Here is a 16,271-nt window from a genome sequence, read left to right as displayed (position 1 = left end):
CCTGCGGCTGTTTTTCGAATATAAGCTGTAAATACTTAAGCCTTCTCAACAGCGAATCTTCGTTGCACTCTGACCAGCCGCGACAGCAGCAGAATAGCTCCGATAGCCAGACCCGCAATCAGCCCGATCCAGTAGCCGTAAGCGCCCAGATCCGTATAAGTGGCGAGCAGATAGCCAACCGGAAGACCAATTACCCAGTATGCAACGAAGCAAATGATGAAGGCAGGGGTAACATCCTTATAACCCCGCAGCACGCCCTGGGTTGGGGTGGCGATGGCATCGGAGATTTGGAAAAAGATTGCATAGATCAGGAAATGCTGAATTAGTGAAATCACCTCAGGCTCATCCGAATACAGCCCGGCGACATGGCTGCCGGCAAACAGCAGCACCAGCGCGGTAAGCAGGGAGAGGACGGCTGCCGTACCAATGCCCATGATTCCGTACTGGCGGGCATCCTTAAGCCGACCGGAGCCGCTCTCGAAGCCGACAAGTATCGTCAGACTCATACAGATGCTCAACGGAATCATATACAGGGTGGACGCGAAGTTGATCGCTGCCTGGTGGGCTGCAATAGTAACCGTATCAAAGCGGCTCATAAGCAGCGTTACGGCTGAGAAAACCGCAGTTTCAAAAAAAATTGAGAAGCCGATAGGTACACCGATCTTCAGCAGTTCCTTAAAGCTGCTCAGCGACATGGCATGAAATTTGCGGAAGAGCTGCAGGCCTCTGAAAGGCTCGGCACGATAGATAAAGACCAGGGCAATCAAGAAGATTACCCAGTATGTAATGGCTGAGGCTACACCGGCGCCTACTCCGCCAAGGCGGGGGAAGCCGAAGTTACCGAAGATCAGCAGGTAATTGAGTCCCACGTTAACCGGAAGAGCAATCAGTGTGATGAACATCGAGACACGGGTCTGACCCAGTGCGTCAATGCAGCTGCGGACTACGGTATAGCCGAACAACGGAATGATGCCAAAAGAAATCGCCCGCAGGAACCGGAAGGCGATATCCCGTACCTCTGGCTCCAGATTCATGAAATTGAGTACCGACGATAGGGCCAATCCGCCCAGAATGAGCACCAGCACCGATACGAGCAAGGAGAGCCACATGCCTTGCATGACCTGATGGGCAACATCTTTATTGCGGCGGCTGCCGATCAGATGGGAGACAATCGGGGTGATTCCCATTAGAATCCCGCTGAGTCCGGTCTGAATCGGAATCCACAAGCTTGTGCCGATAGCAACACCGGCGAGATCGTTCGTGCCGAATTTACCGGACATGTTCGTATCGAAGAAAGTAATGGCTGACAAGGCGATCTGTGTAATAAGGATCGGAAGCAGGATATGCAGAAACTGTCCGGCTTTTTGTTTAATGGAGGATGTCTGTTTCATAATAGTGGGTGCCCCGTTATCTTAATAGTAGTTGTAGGATGTACATGCTTAATTCTCAGTAAAAAACCCGGCAGCTGCCGGGTTCCGGATCGTCTTATGGTGATGTCTTATGGTGATTGGATACATCAGATAATTGCTGTAAGCTTATTGTTCGTAATCCACTTCCGAGGTATAACGGTTATTGGCGTTCCAGAGCAGGAATTCATCCACGTTCTCGTCTTTCAAGGCGCGGATCTGGTCTTCAACCTGCTTTTTGCCATATTTGACATAATGGCCGCTGCCGAGCCAGCTGGCGGTGAAATCCTGAATCCATGGACGAATTACCGGCTTGTAGCTGCCGAGCGGATCAAGCTTCTTGTGCGTATCGACCATTGAGCCTTTGATTGTAGCATAAGGGTCCTTATCCGGATCTTTGACGTCAAACCAGCCGGTAGAGTAATGGCTTGGATAGACCATCGGGCTGATGACATCCACATTCTTCGATATTTTGACGAAATCCTGGCCAATGCCCTCTGCTGCAGGAACTGACGCTGCATAGCCGAAAATATCAACAGATATACGTACGCCGAGCGGCGCGAGCTCTGCTTTGGCATATTTGACAAAGTCGGCAATGATTTCTACACGCGGTCTGTCACTCTTGGTGTATTTCAGTGTATCTGCACGTTTCTCGAAGCCTTCAGGGAAGCGTACATAGTCAAATTGAATTTCCTTGAATCCGAGCTTCGCGGCTTCTTTGGCAATATCCACATTGTATTTCCACACCGCTTCATTATAAGGATTCACGAAGCTGTCTCCGCCTTTGTTAGCCCAGACTGAGCCGTCGGTATTTACAAAGGATAATTCCTTGTTCTTCTTGGCCAATACAGAGTCCTTGAAAACAACAATCCGGGCAATCGGATATACGTCATGCTCCTTCAGACGTGCCATCAGCTTGTTGATATCTCCAATGAACGGCTGAGGATGTCCCATTTGCTGGAGTTCTGTGTTATCCGTTTTGTATGTGATGTAACCGGCGTCATCCTTGATATCGATGACCATGGAATTCAGCTCCGTCTTGTCGAGCAGGGCAAGCAGGGTTTCCATGCGTTCGCCCCCGGCGCTGTAGGCAGTTACATAAATCCCCTTAACCTTAGGTGCATCCGGCTGCGGATCGGTATGAAGTGCTGCGTCTGGTGTTGCGCTTGGTGAAGGTTCAGGTGCTGCCGTGCTGCCAGCTCCACCCGGTGTAATCGCTGTTGATTCTGGATTCGTAGTGTGTTCTGCGACGATGGGGGGATTCATGGCGCTCTGCAGTGCTGCTGCCACATCAGCGTCGTGGCCGTTATTCGGCACACCAACGCCTCCCAGGGCCATCATCAGTAATGCCCAGGTGATGTTCATTCGTTATTCGCTCCCTTTATGTACATTCCCTTAAAGTATAAAGTAACGGATGCACTCAAAAAGAACAGACTTGTAACAATACCCGTAATTTTTGGTGTCATAAAAAACCGCTCTTGTTGTTTATAAACGGGATGTACGGATTTTGAACCGCTGAATTAAAAAGTAAATGCCGCTCGGATCCGGCACGAAGGCCGAATCCGAAGCGGCAACTATAAAAACTTGCTCTTAGGGCAGCTTGCTCAGTGAAGATACGCAGAATTCTGATGCTCGCAAATGCTGTAATGGATGATATCCATGGCATCTGCCGGTTCCAGAATACTTAGACCGTCACGCAGAACGATTACAGAATTGAGTTCGTCCTGCTTCAGAAACGGTATCATATCGGGATACCACCTCATGACGATTGCTGACAGTTTTACCGTTTCCATTTCCACAAAAATCACCCTTTCCTTTTTCGAATCGAACTGAATTAGAATTCAGGGTCCACCCGGAAAAACGAAGTGCCTGGAAAAAAGAGGGGTAAATCACAATCTTCATGAAATTGATAAGGGTCCTGCGTGGTACTAATATATCACAATTTTAAAATATGCGCATTTTTTTCGGAGCCTATCTTTTGCGGAAAGACCCCATAACCCCGACTGTTTCAACGATGTTCACAAAAGCCTGCGGGTCGCTTGTTTTGATGATCCGTTTGAGCTCTGCGAGTTCGTACCGTGTGGTCACTGTCATTAGCATGTCCCGTTCCACATGAGAATAAGCACCTTCCGTCTTAATCTTTGTGACACCGCGCTGAAGCCCCAGCAATTGCTGCAGAAGCTCATCCGTCCGGGTTGTTACTATATAGACGGTGACTTTGATGTGGCTGACATGAATCAGATCGACGACCTTGCCGCTCACATAAATGGAGACCATGGATGCAAGTGCCAGGTTCCAGTTGTTATCGAAATAAGCTGCGGCCAGAATAACGAGCCCGTTAAGGCCGACCAGGACATTGCCAATCGGGAAATCGCGGTAACGTGTAATAATCGAGCCCAGAATATCGAAACCGCCGGACGAGCCGCCCACACGGAAAGACACTCCGGCCCCGACACCTACAAGCACCCCTCCGAAGACGGAAGCCAGCAGCATATCCGAGGATACCTGATGCACCGGTACCAGAGTCATCAGCCAGGTTGTGGCTCCGACAGAGAGGATACTGAGGATAATGAACCTCCGTCCAAGCTGGAACCAGCCGGCGGCAAGCAGCGGCACATTGAAGAGTAAATACAGCAGGCTGATATTAAATGGAGTGAAGTAACCGACCAGCATGGCCAGGCCTGATACTCCTCCACTGAGCAGTCTGTGCGGGATCAGGAACAGATTGAAGCCGCAGGCAATCATCGCAGAACCGAAGATTACGGCCAGATAACTCCCGAATAGTCTGAGTTTCAACAAACAAATTCACCTCTATGTTTAATGTAAGTAATGAAAGAAAGGAATGTACTGGTATTCCTGATCGGGTTTGTGATATAATGTATAGGATATTCTTGAGTAGGACGTTACAATGGTATTTTTGCATTGCTTAGAATGCGAAGTTACAGTTGTCAGGTATATGTAGTGGCCTGATCATAGGACATTTTTTTTGTCCCAATACGCGCTAAACCATGCAGGAAATACGGCATGATTGGACAGCCTATAAATGTGTTTACCGCTACTTAAGAATACAGACAAGCATGTGGAATGTCCACTGTATAGAAGGAGCATGAATAATTTGAAAACATTCGCAGAATTCGGCTTGGAGCCAAAAGTGCTACAGGCAATCACTGAACTAGGATTTGAGGAAGCAACACCCATTCAGGAGCAAGCTATTCCGCTTGCAATGGCCGGATCGGATCTGATCGGCCAGGCACAGACGGGTACAGGTAAGACCGCTGCTTTCGGGATTCCCCTCATTTCCAAGATCGCCCGGGAAGAAGAGAAAATTGTTGCATTGATTATGACGCCTACCCGCGAGCTTGCTATCCAAGTAGCGGAAGAAATCGGCAAATTGACCCGCTTCAAGGGACTTCGTTCACTGGCTATCTACGGCGGGCAGGATATCGGCCGTCAAATCCGCGGACTTAAGAAGAAACCACAGATCATTATTGGTACTCCTGGACGTCTCCTGGATCATATCAACCGCAAAACCATCCGTCTTGATGATGTACAGACCATTGTACTTGATGAAGCTGATGAAATGCTGGATATGGGATTCATGGAGGATATCCAGACGATCCTCAAGCTCGTTCCGGAAGAACGCCAGACGATGCTCTTCTCGGCTACTATGCCTCCTAACATTCAACGTCTTGCCCAGCAGTTCCTGAAGAACCCACAGCATGTATCCGTAATTCCTAAGCAAATCAGCGCACCGCTAATCGATCAGGCTTATATTGAAGTTCCTGAACGCCAGAAGTTCGAAGCGCTCAGCCGTTTGATTGATATGGAGTCCCCTGATCTGGCTATCGTCTTCGGCCGTACCAAACGCCGGGTAGACGAGCTTGCTGAAGGATTGCAGAAACGCGGATATTCCGCTGATGGCCTGCATGGTGACTTGTCGCAGAACCAGCGCGATGCTGTAATGCGCAAATTCCGCGACGGCAGTATTGATGTACTGGTTGCTACAGACGTTGCAGCCCGCGGTCTGGACGTTTCCGGTGTAACTCATGTAATTAACTTTGACCTTCCGCAGGATCCTGAAAGTTATGTACACCGTATCGGCCGTACCGGCCGTGCCGGTAAAGAAGGAACTGCATGGTCCTTCGTAACTCCTCGCGAAATGGATCACCTGCACCTGATCGAACGTGTTACCCGTCACCGCATTACCCGTAAACCGCTTCCTACTATGGCTGAGGCTATTGAAGGCAAACAGCGCATTACAGCTGAACGTCTGCTGGCAATGGTTGAGGACGGCGGCGAACTGAACGAATACAAAGGTATTGCCATTCAATTGCTGGAACAATATGATTCTGTACAGCTGCTATCCGCAGCTATGAAGCTTCTTACCGGCGATAACAAGGATGCGCAAATCGAGCTGACTCCTGAAGATCCGATCCGCGCGAAACGCCGCGGAGGCAAGAACGATATCCGCAGCGGACGCAAGCCTAACGGCGGCGGCTATGGCGGCAACCGTACAGGCTCCGGAACTGGCAGCAGCAGTGGCGGCGGCTATCGCGGTAACCGTGATAATGCCAGCAGCGGCGGAAGCACACGTGGCGGCTACAGCAGCGGCTATGGCAGCAACAGCGGCAGCAGCTACGGCGGCGGCTACAAAGGCAACCGTGATGCGGGAGCAGGACGCGATGGCGGTGCAAGCCGCAGCGCAGACCGTAAACCGTCGGCACGCCCAAGCAGCACAAGCACCCGTCCGGCTAAACAGGATTACGACGTTTAAGCATTGCGATTGACATAGGAAGAAGACGAGCGACCGCGAGCGGTTCTCGTCTTCTTTTTTTGCAGATATAGGAAATTATATACTTCTAGTAATACCTTATCCTTATCATGCACGATTAGATGAAAGTGCGGGTAATAATGACGAGCAGAATGAACAGGACCAGAATGGTGCCGGTGGAAGTCCAAGGATTGCAGCAACCGGGTGCGGACATGGGATTAACCTCCTTTAAACAGTGGTTGTTGTGGTTACGATTCTAATATATGGACGAATCACAGAGCTTGCGTAGACACTTACCTATAACTTGTAAACTTGGGCGCTGGAAAAGTCCGGGTCAAATAGGGTATAGTTAAGATACGCAGTATGCGCTAGATAGACAGGAGGAAGGGAATTGGAGTTTAAGGGAGCAATGGGCGGTTTATACCGCATCACAGAATGGATATCACGTATTGCCTTCAGTAATATTTTGTGGGCACTGTGTTCGGTTCCATTTCTGTTCGCAGGAGTTATGAAGATGATTATGCTGGGTTCGGAAGCAGGCGGACCGAATGAGCAGATCACGCTCAACTGGGTACTTGGCGTACTCGCGCCATTCACTGTATTTCCCGCTACGGCGGCGTTGTTTACAGTGGTGCGCAAATGGGTGATGGGTAACACAGATGTAAGCACATTCCGCACTTTTTTTCAGGGGTACAAAGAGAATTATTTCAAAAGCATGCTTGGAGGTATTATCTACACCCTGCTGTTTGTGATTATGTACGTTGATGTTACCGTATACATGACACAAATGGCCAATTTCAAAATCGTCGGTATCCTGATGCTCGTGCTGATGATTATTTTGTTCGTTTCCATGTTCAATTTCTTCTCGATCGTGGTTCATTACCAGATGACCTTCAAGGAAGTGGTGACCAACTCCATTCTGTTGACCATCGCCCGGCCGATCCGTGTATTCTCAACACTAATTGGTTCAGCGGTTCTTCTCTATATAGGTCTGCGGTATCCGGTGCTCTACGCTCTTTGTATTCCTACATTCATTGCTATGCTTGCTTTCTTTAACTTCTATGCAACGTACAACAAGCTGCAGCTGCAGGTGGAGAAGAAGAAGCTGGCTGAAGAGCAGGCGGCGCTGGAAGCAGCCGAGAATGAAGGCATGCCTTCTGACGAGGATGATGAGGAAGCGGAAGAGGGTATTAACCTCAAGAAGAGTTAACATTCCGGTAACCGAAAGATCAATAATTTTGACGGAAATTTATTCCAGTGTTAATTAAAGCGCATACAGGTTTACTTTTTCGTTAAAACGCAATATAATATTAATAAATCCTGCGATGTACGTTATGGTTGCTCGTTGTTTTGAACCAATGATAATGTCTTGGGAGATCTACATGAAGCGCGGCTGAACAGCCCTGTCTATACGACTTGGGGAATTCAAAAACGACTTCTGCGGTCACCCACCTGCTATAGCAGGTTCAGAAGACACTGCAGCCGGACGGCATAGGCGGGTTTTCTACTGTTTTTGACAAGGCACCCTGTTACCTGCTCACTGCAGGATTAGGGTGCCTTTTATGGTGTGTGTTCCGTTTTTTTTGTGAGCAGTACTTGTAAGTGCATTGCTGTTCCCGCCAGCTAATGGAAGCGGGATGTTAGGACTGCCCTGCATGGCTGGGCTATTTACCCGGACAAAGTGCGCTATGCTCTTTTGTTCCGGGGATAAGAGTGTTACACTTAGAGTAATGAACTTGGGATTTGAAGAGGGGGAAGAATTTTGTCGTTGAAAAGAACCTTGGTCGGTTTATTTCGCAGTCATGACGGAACAAGCGACCGTGCAAAAGATCCGACACTCAAAACACGTTATTACACTCTTTCAAGAGACAAGGCGTGGGATGAAGTATCCGCAACGCTGAAGAAGATTCCTGGATTCAAAGTGCTTCACGAAGTACAGTCTGTAGGGGAGATCACCCTGGAGAAGAGAACGGCGTTCGGCCGCACATTGGATATCACCGTATCTGTGCTGAGTACCTCTCCGGTACGCTGTGCCGTAGATATGTATTCCGCATCCAGAGGATCGCTTGGCGATTTGGGTGCCAATTACCGTGTCATTCAGCGTTTGTACCAGTCACTCGATAAGAAGCTGGGCAAATATAAGGCTGACTAAGAGCAAGCTGCACTTTTCTGTCCAGAGATTGTATGCGGTTTCTAAGCGCGGTACAGGCCGTGCCGGGCATTAATAAATAGGGCTCATCATACGCAAAAAGCGGGAGAAGGATGACCTTCTGCCGCTTTTTTTCACAAAAGTAAGACTGAAAATGTATAAGTATGGTGCGCTTGCGGTTACAGCAGTGCCCGAACAGCAGAGATGGCAGCTTCATAGTCCGGATGCTCCGCCATTTCGCTGAGGTATTCAACATAAGCCAGCTTGTCATTCTTGTCCACAACGAAGATGGAACGCATATCCAGACGGAATTCCTTGATAAGTACGCCATAGGCTTGTCCGAAAGAGGTTTCCTTATGGTCGGAGAGTGTAATTACACTGTCAATGCCTGCAGCGCCGCACCAGCGTGCCTGAGCGAAAGGCAGGTCTGTGCTGATAGTGAGGATAACCACGTCATCGCCGAGACCGGCAGCCTCGCTGTTGAAGCGGCGGGTCTGTGCATCGCACACGCCGGTGTCGAGGGAAGGCACAACGCTGATCAGCTTTATTTTGCCGGCATAATCACCGAGTGAAGCATCTTCCAGCAGATTCTTGCTTACCACGAATGCCGGTGCGGAATCTCCTGCCTTCAGTTCAGGTCCTACGAGAGTAATGGGACTGCCTTTAAAAGTAGCTACGCCTGTTCTTTCTTGCGTCATGTCCTTGTTTCCTCCTTGGATTGCAATATTGGATTGTTACTGCCACAATAAATTATAATCTTTTTAGAAGCTGAATGTCGAGCCGGACAAACATACATAAAAGGATGGGTGCTATGATTTTCATACGATACGAGAAGTGGAAAAGTTATCTCCGGTATTATCCGGTAACCTGTGTGCTGATTCTGGCCAATGTGCTGATGTTCATTGTACTGTCACTGAATGGCGGCTCAACGAATCTGCAGACTCTCGTGAAGTTCGGGGCAACGGTAAATGTCGGACCGGAGAAAGAAGAGCTGTGGCGCTACGCTGCGGCCATGTTCCTGCATAACGGGTTTGCCCATCTGTTCTTTAACAGTTTCGCCCTGCTGGTATTTGCGCCTCCCCTGGAGCGGCTGATGGGCTGGTGGCGGTATGCGCTGCTGTATCTGGCCGGCGGGTTCCTGGCGAACCTTCTGGGGGTTGCCATCAGCGGCCGCGGAGTAGTAGAGATCGGGATTGTCTCTGTAGGCGCCTCTGGAGCCATCTACGCCGTTTATGGAGCATTCCTCTACATTGCGTTACTGCAAAGAACGATGATGGACGAGGGCTCGCGCAAGACGCTGTACGGCCTCCTGGTGATGGGGATTATTATGTCGTTTGCCACACCGCATGTAGATTATATGGCCCATATCGGCGGTCTGGTAGCCGGCTTCTTCATTTACGGACTAATGATCCGCGTGTTCAAACGAAACCGACGATAAGAGAGGGTGTAGACGTGGAGCTTAGACAGCTGCAGTATTTTCTAAAGGTTGCCCAAAAGGAACATGTCACCAGAGCGGCGGAGGAGCTGCATGTCGCACAATCTGCAGTAAGCCGCCAGATTCATCAGCTTGAGCAGGAGCTCGGTGTAGATCTGTTCATGCAGAAAGGGAGGAACCTGCAGCTTACTCCCGTCGGACAGCTCTTTTGCAAAAGAGTAGAGTCGCTCCTTAATGAACTGGACCGCTCGGTGGCGGAGGTTCATGAATTCCTTGATCCGGAGCGCGGGGAGATCCGCATCGGCTTCCCGCATAGCCTCGGGACCCATCTTATTCCTTCCATTGTTGCGGAATTCCGCCGTCATTATCCGCATGTTAAATTCCGCTTTAAGCAAGGGGCCTATCCGTCCTTAATTAAGGATGTAATTTCGGGTGAGGTGGACCTGGCCTTCATTTCTCCATTTCCGGAGAATGACGGGCATGTGGCCGGAGATATTGTAATGACTGAAGAGCTGTTCGCCATTCTGCCGCAGAATCATCCGCTGGCCGGAGAGGAAGTGATCCGGCTGGAACAGCTGCGGGAAGAGAAATTTGTCTTATTCAGCCAAGGCTACTCACTGCGGCCGATTGTATGGCAGGCTTGTCTGCAGGCGGGGTTCAAGCCGCAGATCGCTTTTGAAGGCGGGGAGACAGATACGATCCGCGGTCTGGTAGCTGCCGGGATGGGAGTGAGTCTGCTGCCGGAGATGGCGTTCTACCAGACCAATCCGATGCAGCCGGCGCAGGTCCGGGTCGTTGAACCCTCGGTAACAAGAACTGTGGGGCTGATTCACAGGGCGGACGGCAAGCTGCCGCTGGTGGCCCGTTCATTCCGTACCTTCCTGCTAACATATTTCAAAGACAGACAGCAAAACAATACCCCGGTCGGCTCTTAGCCTACCGGGGTATTGTTTGTAATTATCTAAAGCTAACTCTTAGTCGCGGTTCCCCAGGAACATGAGGATCAGTCGGATAAGCTCGAGCAGCGAGACTAATGCTGCTGCCACGTACGTGAGTGCTGCGGCATTCAGGACCTTGGCGACCCCGCGTTCCTCTTCATTGCGGATGAAGCCTTGCTGGACCATAATCTGGCGTGCCCGGCTGCTGGCATTGAACTCGACAGGCAGCGTGACAAGCTGGAAAGCTACTGCGGCCGAGAAGAAAATGATCCCCAGACCTATAAGGTTCAATGAGCTGAAAATAAAACCGGCCAGCAGCATAAAGGGTGCAACACCTGATGCGAAGTTAACGACCGGGAACATCCGGTGGCGGAGCGTCAGCATCGGATAATGTTCCTTATGCTGAATCGCATGGCCAATCTCGTGACAAGCGACGGAAACCGCTGCGATGGAGCTTTCATAATATACGGGCTCAGACAGCCGGACAACACGGTTGATCGGGTCGTAGTGGTCAGACAGGGTACCCCGTACCGGTTCAATAGGTACATCGTACAATCCGTTTGCGTCGAGCATACGGCGGGCGGCCTCATATCCTGTCAATCCATTCATGTTGGGCACCTTGGCCCATTTCTTGAAATTACCCTTGACCCTGAACTGGGCCCACACGGAGAAGATAAAAGCGATAATTAATAATAGATACATTAGGGGCATCATATGTCTCATTCCTCCACTTTAAGTTACAAGCTGTTACATTGACGGCCCCTGCGTCAGCAGAAGCCGGATCGCTTCCATGCAGGCAACGCCTTGCGGAATTAATGCTGCTAATGCCCGGTTGGCCTGTCCGGGCTTCAAACCGCTGATTACCGGTTCAAGAGCCTTGACTTCGCGCTCAAGCTGCTGCATCTGAATCTCAAGCTGAACCAGTTTGCCCGAGACCTCGGCTTCCGGTGTAGCTGCGTTCCATTTGCCCATCAGGGATTTGATTTCTTCCAATGTATATTTCTCCTGCTTTAGCTGATTAATACGTTGTAAATTGATCAAGGTTTCATGACTGTACAGCCGGTAGTTCTTCATGCTTCTTGATTCGGGTGTAATAAGTCCGAGCTTCGTATAATAATCAATGGTACGCTCACTCGTGCCGGCCGCCTTGGCCAGCTCACCAATACGGTAAAGGGTCATATCTCCAAGTCATCTCACCTCGCTCGAAGCGGCAGGCTGTAATACAGCGATGTGCTCTGCTTCATTTATTATTCTTATAATTAATGATACCAAATTGCAAACCATACAGTCAAACGTCACGCTTACTTAAAGTATATGCTGTAATTTCTGAAAGATGCGCTGTTTATTTATATGAGGTGATCCCTTCTTTGCGGAGTGCGGGAGCATAAATTTCCATAATGGTGGGGATTCAGACAGGGAAGGCAAAGTTTATATATAACACAACATGTGATGTATTGACTTAAGTACCCAAAATATCCCGGATATTCTAATCAGCCGCTTAAGAAAAGCAGTTAAACATATTTTATATTGAAGATAAACAAGGGGGATGTCAGGTAAAATCCGGCGTGAAAAGGTATGTTTACTAACTGATATTAATAAAAATACATAATGAAAGATCTTGAATCCTACACGAAGTGTATGCGCTTGCATCCTTGACTGGTATGGAAGTTGGCGGTTTCTGCGGATTATCTGCGATCTGGCAGGGGAATTGTCATACGGTGAATAAATCGTGAGCTTCCGATAATAAATTAAAACATTCAAAAAAATAGTCTTGTCAATTTCCCTGACTTCTGATTATAATGACATTAAGAGTTTCACGCTTTGTTAGAAAATATAACATTGGGGAGTGGGGTAAAGTATGAAAAAAAAGATGTTGATGATGTTCCTGGCCATGGTTACACTGATGATCTATCCGGTCAGCGCATTTGCAGCTGAGGGTCCGGCAACACCGGATCTGCAAATCGGACTTGACACTGCGTTTACGTTCCTGGCATTTATCCTTGTATTCTTTATGCAAGCTGGTTTTGCAATGCTTGAAGCAGGTTCGGTCCGGATGAAGAATGCCGGCCACGTTGCCGGTAAGACGGTATTGACACTGGCCATTGCAAGCTTGTGTTTCTGGGCTCTGGGCTTTGGTCTTGGCTTCGGTAACGGCAATAGCTTCTTCGGTACTACAGGCTTCTTCTACGGTGGAGATACAACGGCTTCCTCGTTCGAATCCCTGTTATTCTCCGATGTCACTCTAAATGTTAAATTCCTGTTCCAAATGGCTTTCGCAGCGGTTTCTCTGGCGATCGTATCCGGTGGTATGGCGGAACGTGCGAAGCTGAGCGTATACATCATCTTCGGAATTCTTTTCTCAGTAGTGATCTACCCGGTTGTAGCTCACTGGGTATGGGGCGGTGGCTGGCTGGCTGAGCTGGGCATGCAGGACTATGCAGGTTCCACGGTTGTCCATCTTACAGGTGCAACTGCAGCTGTTGTGGCTACAATCCTCCTTAAACCCCGTCTGGGCAAGTTCAATAAAGAAGGCAAACCGGTTATCATTCCTGGTCACAACCAGGTATTCACAGTACTCGGCGTTATCATTCTCTGGTTCGGCTGGTTTGGCTTCAACCCGGGTAGTGCATTGTCCCCGATGGGCGGATTCTTCGGCCACGTGGCACTGACAACGAACCTGGCTGCTGCTGCAGGCGGTCTGGCGGCACTGATTGCTTCCTGGCTGTACTTCGGCAAGTCGGATATTCCGGCAATGCTGAATGGTGTTCTGGCTGCACTCGTTGCTATCACTGGTGCCTGTGCATTTGTAGAACCTTGGGCAGCAATTCTTATTGGATTTATCGCTGGTGCATTCACGTTCATGACATCACAGTGGCTGGAACGTGCAGGTCTCGACGATCCGATCTACGCCTTCTCCGTTCACGGTATTGCAGGGATGTGGGGAGCCATTTCTACAGGCTTGTTCGCAACACCTGAGCTTGTTGAAACTGTTGGTGTCGGTAAAGCCGGTTTGTTCTACGGCGGCGGGGCACATCAGCTGGGAGTACAGGCGCTTGGTGTCATCGGAACCTTTGCTTTCGTAGCGGTGATGTCCTTCATTATCCTCTACGTGATGAAGATGGTTATCGGACTTCGTGTAACGGAAGAAGAAGAATTGATGGGTCTGGATATCAGTGAGCATGGTACTTACGGTTATCCTGAACAAATGAAACTGATTACAGAATCGGAATCCAAACCCTTGAAATAATTATATCTTCTACTCAATAGGGAGGCGGACCGAGTGGCTTCGATGGAGACAGCAGACTGGAACGAAGATGAAAGATACTTGTCCATCGTAACGGCCGGTTCGCCGCAGGAGCTTAAGGCCAGGCGTACCGCTTGTCAAACAGTACTTCTGGAGCAATTAAACGTTATTCCGGTTGAGGAATGGATGTGCCGGGTGAATGCAATGCATGATCAGATTGCAAGAACAGCGGTACACATATGTGAGGCGCAGATGAAGGAGGCGGGCTATGGCCTGCCTCCCTGCGCCTATTCCTTTATTGTATTCGGCAGTGCAGGCAGACAGGAAGCTACGCTGTGGAGTGATCAGGATAATGGTTTGATTGTAGAAGGAGAGCTGGATGGGCTCAAGAAAAGCTATTTCGAAGCCTTTGGAGCCATGTTGTCCGATGTGCTTGAAACTACAGGATACGAGAAATGCGATGGCAAGGTGATGTGCTCCGAGCCTTTGTGGCGTAAAACACTGCCTGAATGGGAGCATCAGCTGGCGGGATGGATGGAGCAGCTGGAATGGGAGCCTGTCCGTTACTTGATCATAGCTTCCGATATGCGCCATGTGGCCGGCAGCATAGAATTGTCCGCGAAGTGGAAGGAAGCTTTTCATGCCGGTTTTGCAGACAATCACAAACTGGCGATGGCTGTGCTGCGCAATACCGTGCGTCATAAAGCAACGCTTAATCTGCTTGGACAGGTGCTCACGGAGCGATTTGGCGATTATGCAGGCGGTTTTGATGTCAAATACGGGCTTTATATCCCGCTTGTCAATATTGTCAGGCATTTGTCGCTGCTGCACGGGATACAGGATTCTTCGACGCTGAAGAGGCTTGAGCATTTGGCTGAACTGGACATATACCAGCATCTTGAAGAGATCCGGCGGGCATTTCTGACTGCCTTGAAGATGCGTGTGAATACGCCTTATACGGTGGAGGACGGCTTGCTAGCAAGCAGTGATTACTATGCCGAGAATGATTTGAAGAATAAGCAGCTCAGAAGTGAGCTGCGGGAAAGTCTGCTGCTGGTCAGGCGCCTGCACAAGGCCCTGCAGCGTCAGCTCCGGTCCGCGGAAAGGAGACAGCCATGAAGGAGCCGAACAAAGGCGGAGGGTTCTGGAATAACCTGAGACAAGGCGGAATGCCATCCGCCATCGCTTCCATGAGAGGCGGAGAATCGGCGCAGCAAACCGCACAGCAGATGGCTTTTATCCGTTCTCTTATGCGCGAAAAACGGCGTCCGGAAGTGCTGCACACGCCGCTCTCTGAGCTGGAGACCGTTATATTTGATCTTGAGACTACCGGCTTCTCCCATCAGGGCGGGGATGAAATTATGTCCTTCGGGGCGATCCGTGTGGTAGGGGAAGAGATTAAGGAAGACGAATGTTTCTACACGCTCGTGAATTGCGGGACGGCTATTCCTGATAATATTACCAGGCTGACCGGGATTTCAGAGGAAATGACATCCAGTGCCCCGTCTTTGATGGACGGACTGCACAATTTCATGTCCTTTGTCGGACAGAGAGTACTGGTGGCACATGGAAGTGCACATGATAAATCTTTTCTGAATGCCGCCTTATGGAAAACCTCCAAGGTGCAGCTGACCCACCGGGTACTGGATACGATGATGCTGGCCCGCTGGCTGGAGCCGCACCGCAGTAATTACACGCTGGATGAGCTGCTGGCCATCCACGAGATCCCGATTGAAGGCCGTCATCATGCGCTGGAGGATGCCAAAATGACGGCGAAATTATGGGTAGCGTATCTCCGGCAGATTTCCCAGAAGAACCAGGTGGAGACACTGGGCGATCTGTACGCTTATCTAAGCAGGACTTAAGGGCACATGCTGTAAGGCAGGTGTCTGTACAGAGCCATTGCTGTCCGTACGCTGTATTAGGAAGCCGTTCAGCAGCGGAGTACCGGTATGGCCGGTTCCCGGAGAGCCGATCAGGTATACCTTGAACTCAGGCCCCAGCGAAGACAGGCCGTTCAGATCGGCAAGAGAAGGCCAGGGCGCAGCATGCGGATGGGAGTGGAAGAATCCGACAGGTGCGGGTTCACGGTATACGGCTCTGATCCACTCTCCGGGATCAGGTACGAAAGAATGCAGCGGGTCAGGCGCTACGTTGCGTACCGGCACATAGTTGTCGATACACATGCCGCCCGCTGCGGCAGCTCCCAGCAGGATTCCGCAGGCTTCCTGCGGATAACAGGATAGCAGATGCTTCCCCAGCATATGCTGTACGGAAGAGCTCAGTCTGATCGACTGGGGGATTCCCTGGCTCGCTGTCATATCTTCA

At 50.0% G+C, this 16,271-nt stretch carries 17 protein-coding genes and 1 other RNA gene; 9 read left to right on the top strand and 9 right to left on the bottom strand.

Going from position 1 to position 16,271, the window contains the following annotated elements; all coding sequences use genetic code 11:
- Positions 1–35: 35 nt before the first annotated feature.
- The 4 genes from NSQ73_RS20335 to NSQ73_RS20320 form a co-directional block, all read right to left on the bottom strand.
- Positions 36–1,391, bottom strand: a complete 1,356-nt coding sequence (locus NSQ73_RS20335) for an MATE family efflux transporter (protein ID WP_340987896.1) — start codon at positions 1,389–1,391, stop codon at positions 36–38.
- Between the two features lie 144 nt (positions 1,392–1,535).
- On the bottom strand, positions 1,536–2,771 hold the full coding sequence (locus tag NSQ73_RS20330; protein ID WP_340987895.1) for a putative glycoside hydrolase: 1,236 nt from the start codon (positions 2,769–2,771) through the stop codon (positions 1,536–1,538).
- A gap of 239 nt (positions 2,772–3,010) precedes the next feature.
- The gene (locus tag NSQ73_RS20325) at positions 3,011–3,199 is read right to left on the bottom strand and encodes a hypothetical protein (RefSeq protein ID WP_171718441.1); all 189 of its coding nucleotides are present in this window, start codon (positions 3,197–3,199) and stop codon (positions 3,011–3,013) included.
- A gap of 178 nt (positions 3,200–3,377) precedes the next feature.
- Positions 3,378–4,202 (bottom strand): YitT family protein, encoded by an 825-nt coding sequence (locus NSQ73_RS20320; RefSeq protein ID WP_039299805.1) that lies wholly within the window; start codon positions 4,200–4,202, stop codon positions 3,378–3,380.
- A gap of 319 nt (positions 4,203–4,521) precedes the next feature.
- Here NSQ73_RS20320 and NSQ73_RS20315 point away from each other — a divergent pair, with 319 nt between their 5' ends.
- Complete coding sequence (locus NSQ73_RS20315; RefSeq protein WP_042135729.1) at positions 4,522–6,180, top strand: DEAD/DEAH box helicase; 1,659 nt, start codon at positions 4,522–4,524, stop codon at positions 6,178–6,180.
- A 115-nt stretch (positions 6,181–6,295) separates the two neighbouring features.
- Here NSQ73_RS20315 and NSQ73_RS20310 read toward each other — a convergent pair whose 3' ends face one another.
- A complete protein-coding gene (locus NSQ73_RS20310) occupies positions 6,296–6,391 on the bottom strand; it encodes a hypothetical protein (RefSeq protein WP_039299719.1) in 96 nt (31 codons plus the stop codon).
- 177 nt (positions 6,392–6,568) lie between these two features.
- Between NSQ73_RS20310 and NSQ73_RS20305 the strand changes: the two genes are divergently transcribed.
- The 3 genes from NSQ73_RS20305 (at position 6,569) to NSQ73_RS20295 (ending at position 8,329) form a co-directional block, all read left to right on the top strand.
- Positions 6,569–7,387 (top strand): YesL family protein, encoded by an 819-nt coding sequence (locus NSQ73_RS20305; protein ID WP_076244234.1) that lies wholly within the window; start codon positions 6,569–6,571, stop codon positions 7,385–7,387.
- A gap of 104 nt (positions 7,388–7,491) precedes the next feature.
- A non-coding RNA gene (gene ssrS, locus NSQ73_RS20300) (6S RNA) lies at positions 7,492–7,683 on the top strand.
- 256 nt (positions 7,684–7,939) lie between these two features.
- Positions 7,940–8,329: a DUF1499 domain-containing protein gene (locus tag NSQ73_RS20295; protein WP_039299722.1), complete on the top strand. Its 390-nt coding sequence runs from the start codon at positions 7,940–7,942 to the stop codon at positions 8,327–8,329.
- Between the two features lie 176 nt (positions 8,330–8,505).
- On the opposite strand, the gene tpx is transcribed toward NSQ73_RS20295, so the two are convergent.
- Entirely contained in the window at positions 8,506–9,024 is a 519-nt protein-coding gene (tpx, locus tag NSQ73_RS20290) for a thiol peroxidase (RefSeq protein WP_340987894.1), read from the bottom strand.
- Between the two features lie 113 nt (positions 9,025–9,137).
- On the opposite strand from tpx, the gene NSQ73_RS20285 reads away from it, so the two are divergent.
- Positions 9,138–9,764, top strand: coding sequence for a rhomboid family intramembrane serine protease (locus NSQ73_RS20285; protein WP_042235039.1), 627 nt, complete (start codon positions 9,138–9,140; stop codon positions 9,762–9,764).
- Positions 9,765–9,778: 14 nt separating this feature from the next.
- Positions 9,779–10,696, top strand: a complete 918-nt coding sequence (locus NSQ73_RS20280; RefSeq protein WP_039299738.1) for a LysR family transcriptional regulator — start codon at positions 9,779–9,781, stop codon at positions 10,694–10,696.
- 39 nt (positions 10,697–10,735) lie between these two features.
- Here NSQ73_RS20280 and NSQ73_RS20275 read toward each other — a convergent pair whose 3' ends face one another.
- Positions 10,736–11,413, bottom strand: coding sequence for a zinc metallopeptidase (locus tag NSQ73_RS20275; protein ID WP_371916272.1), 678 nt, complete (start codon positions 11,411–11,413; stop codon positions 10,736–10,738).
- A gap of 33 nt (positions 11,414–11,446) precedes the next feature.
- Complete coding sequence (locus tag NSQ73_RS20270) at positions 11,447–11,878, bottom strand: MerR family transcriptional regulator (protein ID WP_340987892.1); 432 nt, start codon at positions 11,876–11,878, stop codon at positions 11,447–11,449.
- A gap of 679 nt (positions 11,879–12,557) precedes the next feature.
- Here NSQ73_RS20270 and NSQ73_RS20265 point away from each other — a divergent pair.
- Genes NSQ73_RS20265 through NSQ73_RS20255 form a run of 3 tightly spaced genes read left to right on the top strand, consistent with a single transcriptional unit; the run spans position 12,558 to position 15,808 of the window.
- Positions 12,558–13,946 (top strand): ammonium transporter, encoded by a 1,389-nt coding sequence (locus tag NSQ73_RS20265; RefSeq protein WP_042135739.1) that lies wholly within the window; start codon positions 12,558–12,560, stop codon positions 13,944–13,946.
- A gap of 42 nt (positions 13,947–13,988) precedes the next feature.
- Positions 13,989–15,062 (top strand): DUF294 nucleotidyltransferase-like domain-containing protein, encoded by a 1,074-nt coding sequence (locus tag NSQ73_RS20260; RefSeq protein WP_340989339.1) that lies wholly within the window; start codon positions 13,989–13,991, stop codon positions 15,060–15,062.
- Entirely contained in the window at positions 15,059–15,808 is a 750-nt protein-coding gene (locus tag NSQ73_RS20255) for an exonuclease domain-containing protein (protein ID WP_042135741.1), read from the top strand. The genes NSQ73_RS20260 and NSQ73_RS20255 overlap by 4 nt, the downstream gene beginning before the upstream one ends.
- Here the strand turns inward: NSQ73_RS20255 and NSQ73_RS20250 are convergent.
- Complete coding sequence (locus NSQ73_RS20250; RefSeq protein ID WP_340987891.1) at positions 15,794–16,264, bottom strand: M67 family metallopeptidase; 471 nt, start codon at positions 16,262–16,264, stop codon at positions 15,794–15,796. The genes NSQ73_RS20255 and NSQ73_RS20250 overlap by 15 nt on opposite strands.
- Between the last annotated feature and the right edge of the window lie 7 nt (positions 16,265–16,271).

The organism is Paenibacillus sp. FSL R10-2736 (genome assembly GCF_038000245.1).
GTDB classification, from domain to species: Bacteria; Bacillota; Bacilli; order Paenibacillales; family Paenibacillaceae; genus Paenibacillus_AQ; species Paenibacillus_AQ phytohabitans.
This window is presented reverse-complemented; position numbering and strand designations above follow the sequence as displayed.

What these genes read in the sequence shown, in the direction of transcription:
- NSQ73_RS20335 (WP_340987896.1), bottom strand. Translation starts at nt 1,391, where the DNA reads ATGAAACAGACATCCTCCATTAAACAAAAAGCCGGACAGTTTCTGCAT.
- NSQ73_RS20330 (WP_340987895.1), bottom strand. Translation starts at nt 2,771, where the DNA reads ATGAACATCACCTGGGCATTACTGATGATGGCCCTGGGAGGCGTTGGT.
- NSQ73_RS20325 (WP_171718441.1), bottom strand. Translation starts at nt 3,199, where the DNA reads ATGGAAACGGTAAAACTGTCAGCAATCGTCATGAGGTGGTATCCCGAT.
- NSQ73_RS20310 (WP_039299719.1), bottom strand. Translation starts at nt 6,391, where the DNA reads ATGTCCGCACCCGGTTGCTGCAATCCTTGGACTTCCACCGGCACCATT.
- tpx (WP_340987894.1), bottom strand. Translation starts at nt 9,024, where the DNA reads ATGACGCAAGAAAGAACAGGCGTAGCTACTTTTAAAGGCAGTCCCATT.
- NSQ73_RS20285 (WP_042235039.1), top strand. Translation starts at nt 9,138, where the DNA reads ATGATTTTCATACGATACGAGAAGTGGAAAAGTTATCTCCGGTATTAT.
- NSQ73_RS20275 (WP_371916272.1), bottom strand. Translation starts at nt 11,413, where the DNA reads ATGATGCCCCTAATGTATCTATTATTAATTATCGCTTTTATCTTCTCC.
- NSQ73_RS20270 (WP_340987892.1), bottom strand. Translation starts at nt 11,878, where the DNA reads ATGACCCTTTACCGTATTGGTGAGCTGGCCAAGGCGGCCGGCACGAGT.
- NSQ73_RS20265 (WP_042135739.1), top strand. Translation starts at nt 12,558, where the DNA reads ATGAAAAAAAAGATGTTGATGATGTTCCTGGCCATGGTTACACTGATG.
- NSQ73_RS20260 (WP_340989339.1), top strand. Translation starts at nt 13,989, where the DNA reads ATGGAGACAGCAGACTGGAACGAAGATGAAAGATACTTGTCCATCGTA.
- NSQ73_RS20255 (WP_042135741.1), top strand. Translation starts at nt 15,059, where the DNA reads ATGAAGGAGCCGAACAAAGGCGGAGGGTTCTGGAATAACCTGAGACAA.
- NSQ73_RS20250 (WP_340987891.1), bottom strand. Translation starts at nt 16,264, where the DNA reads ATGACAGCGAGCCAGGGAATCCCCCAGTCGATCAGACTGAGCTCTTCC.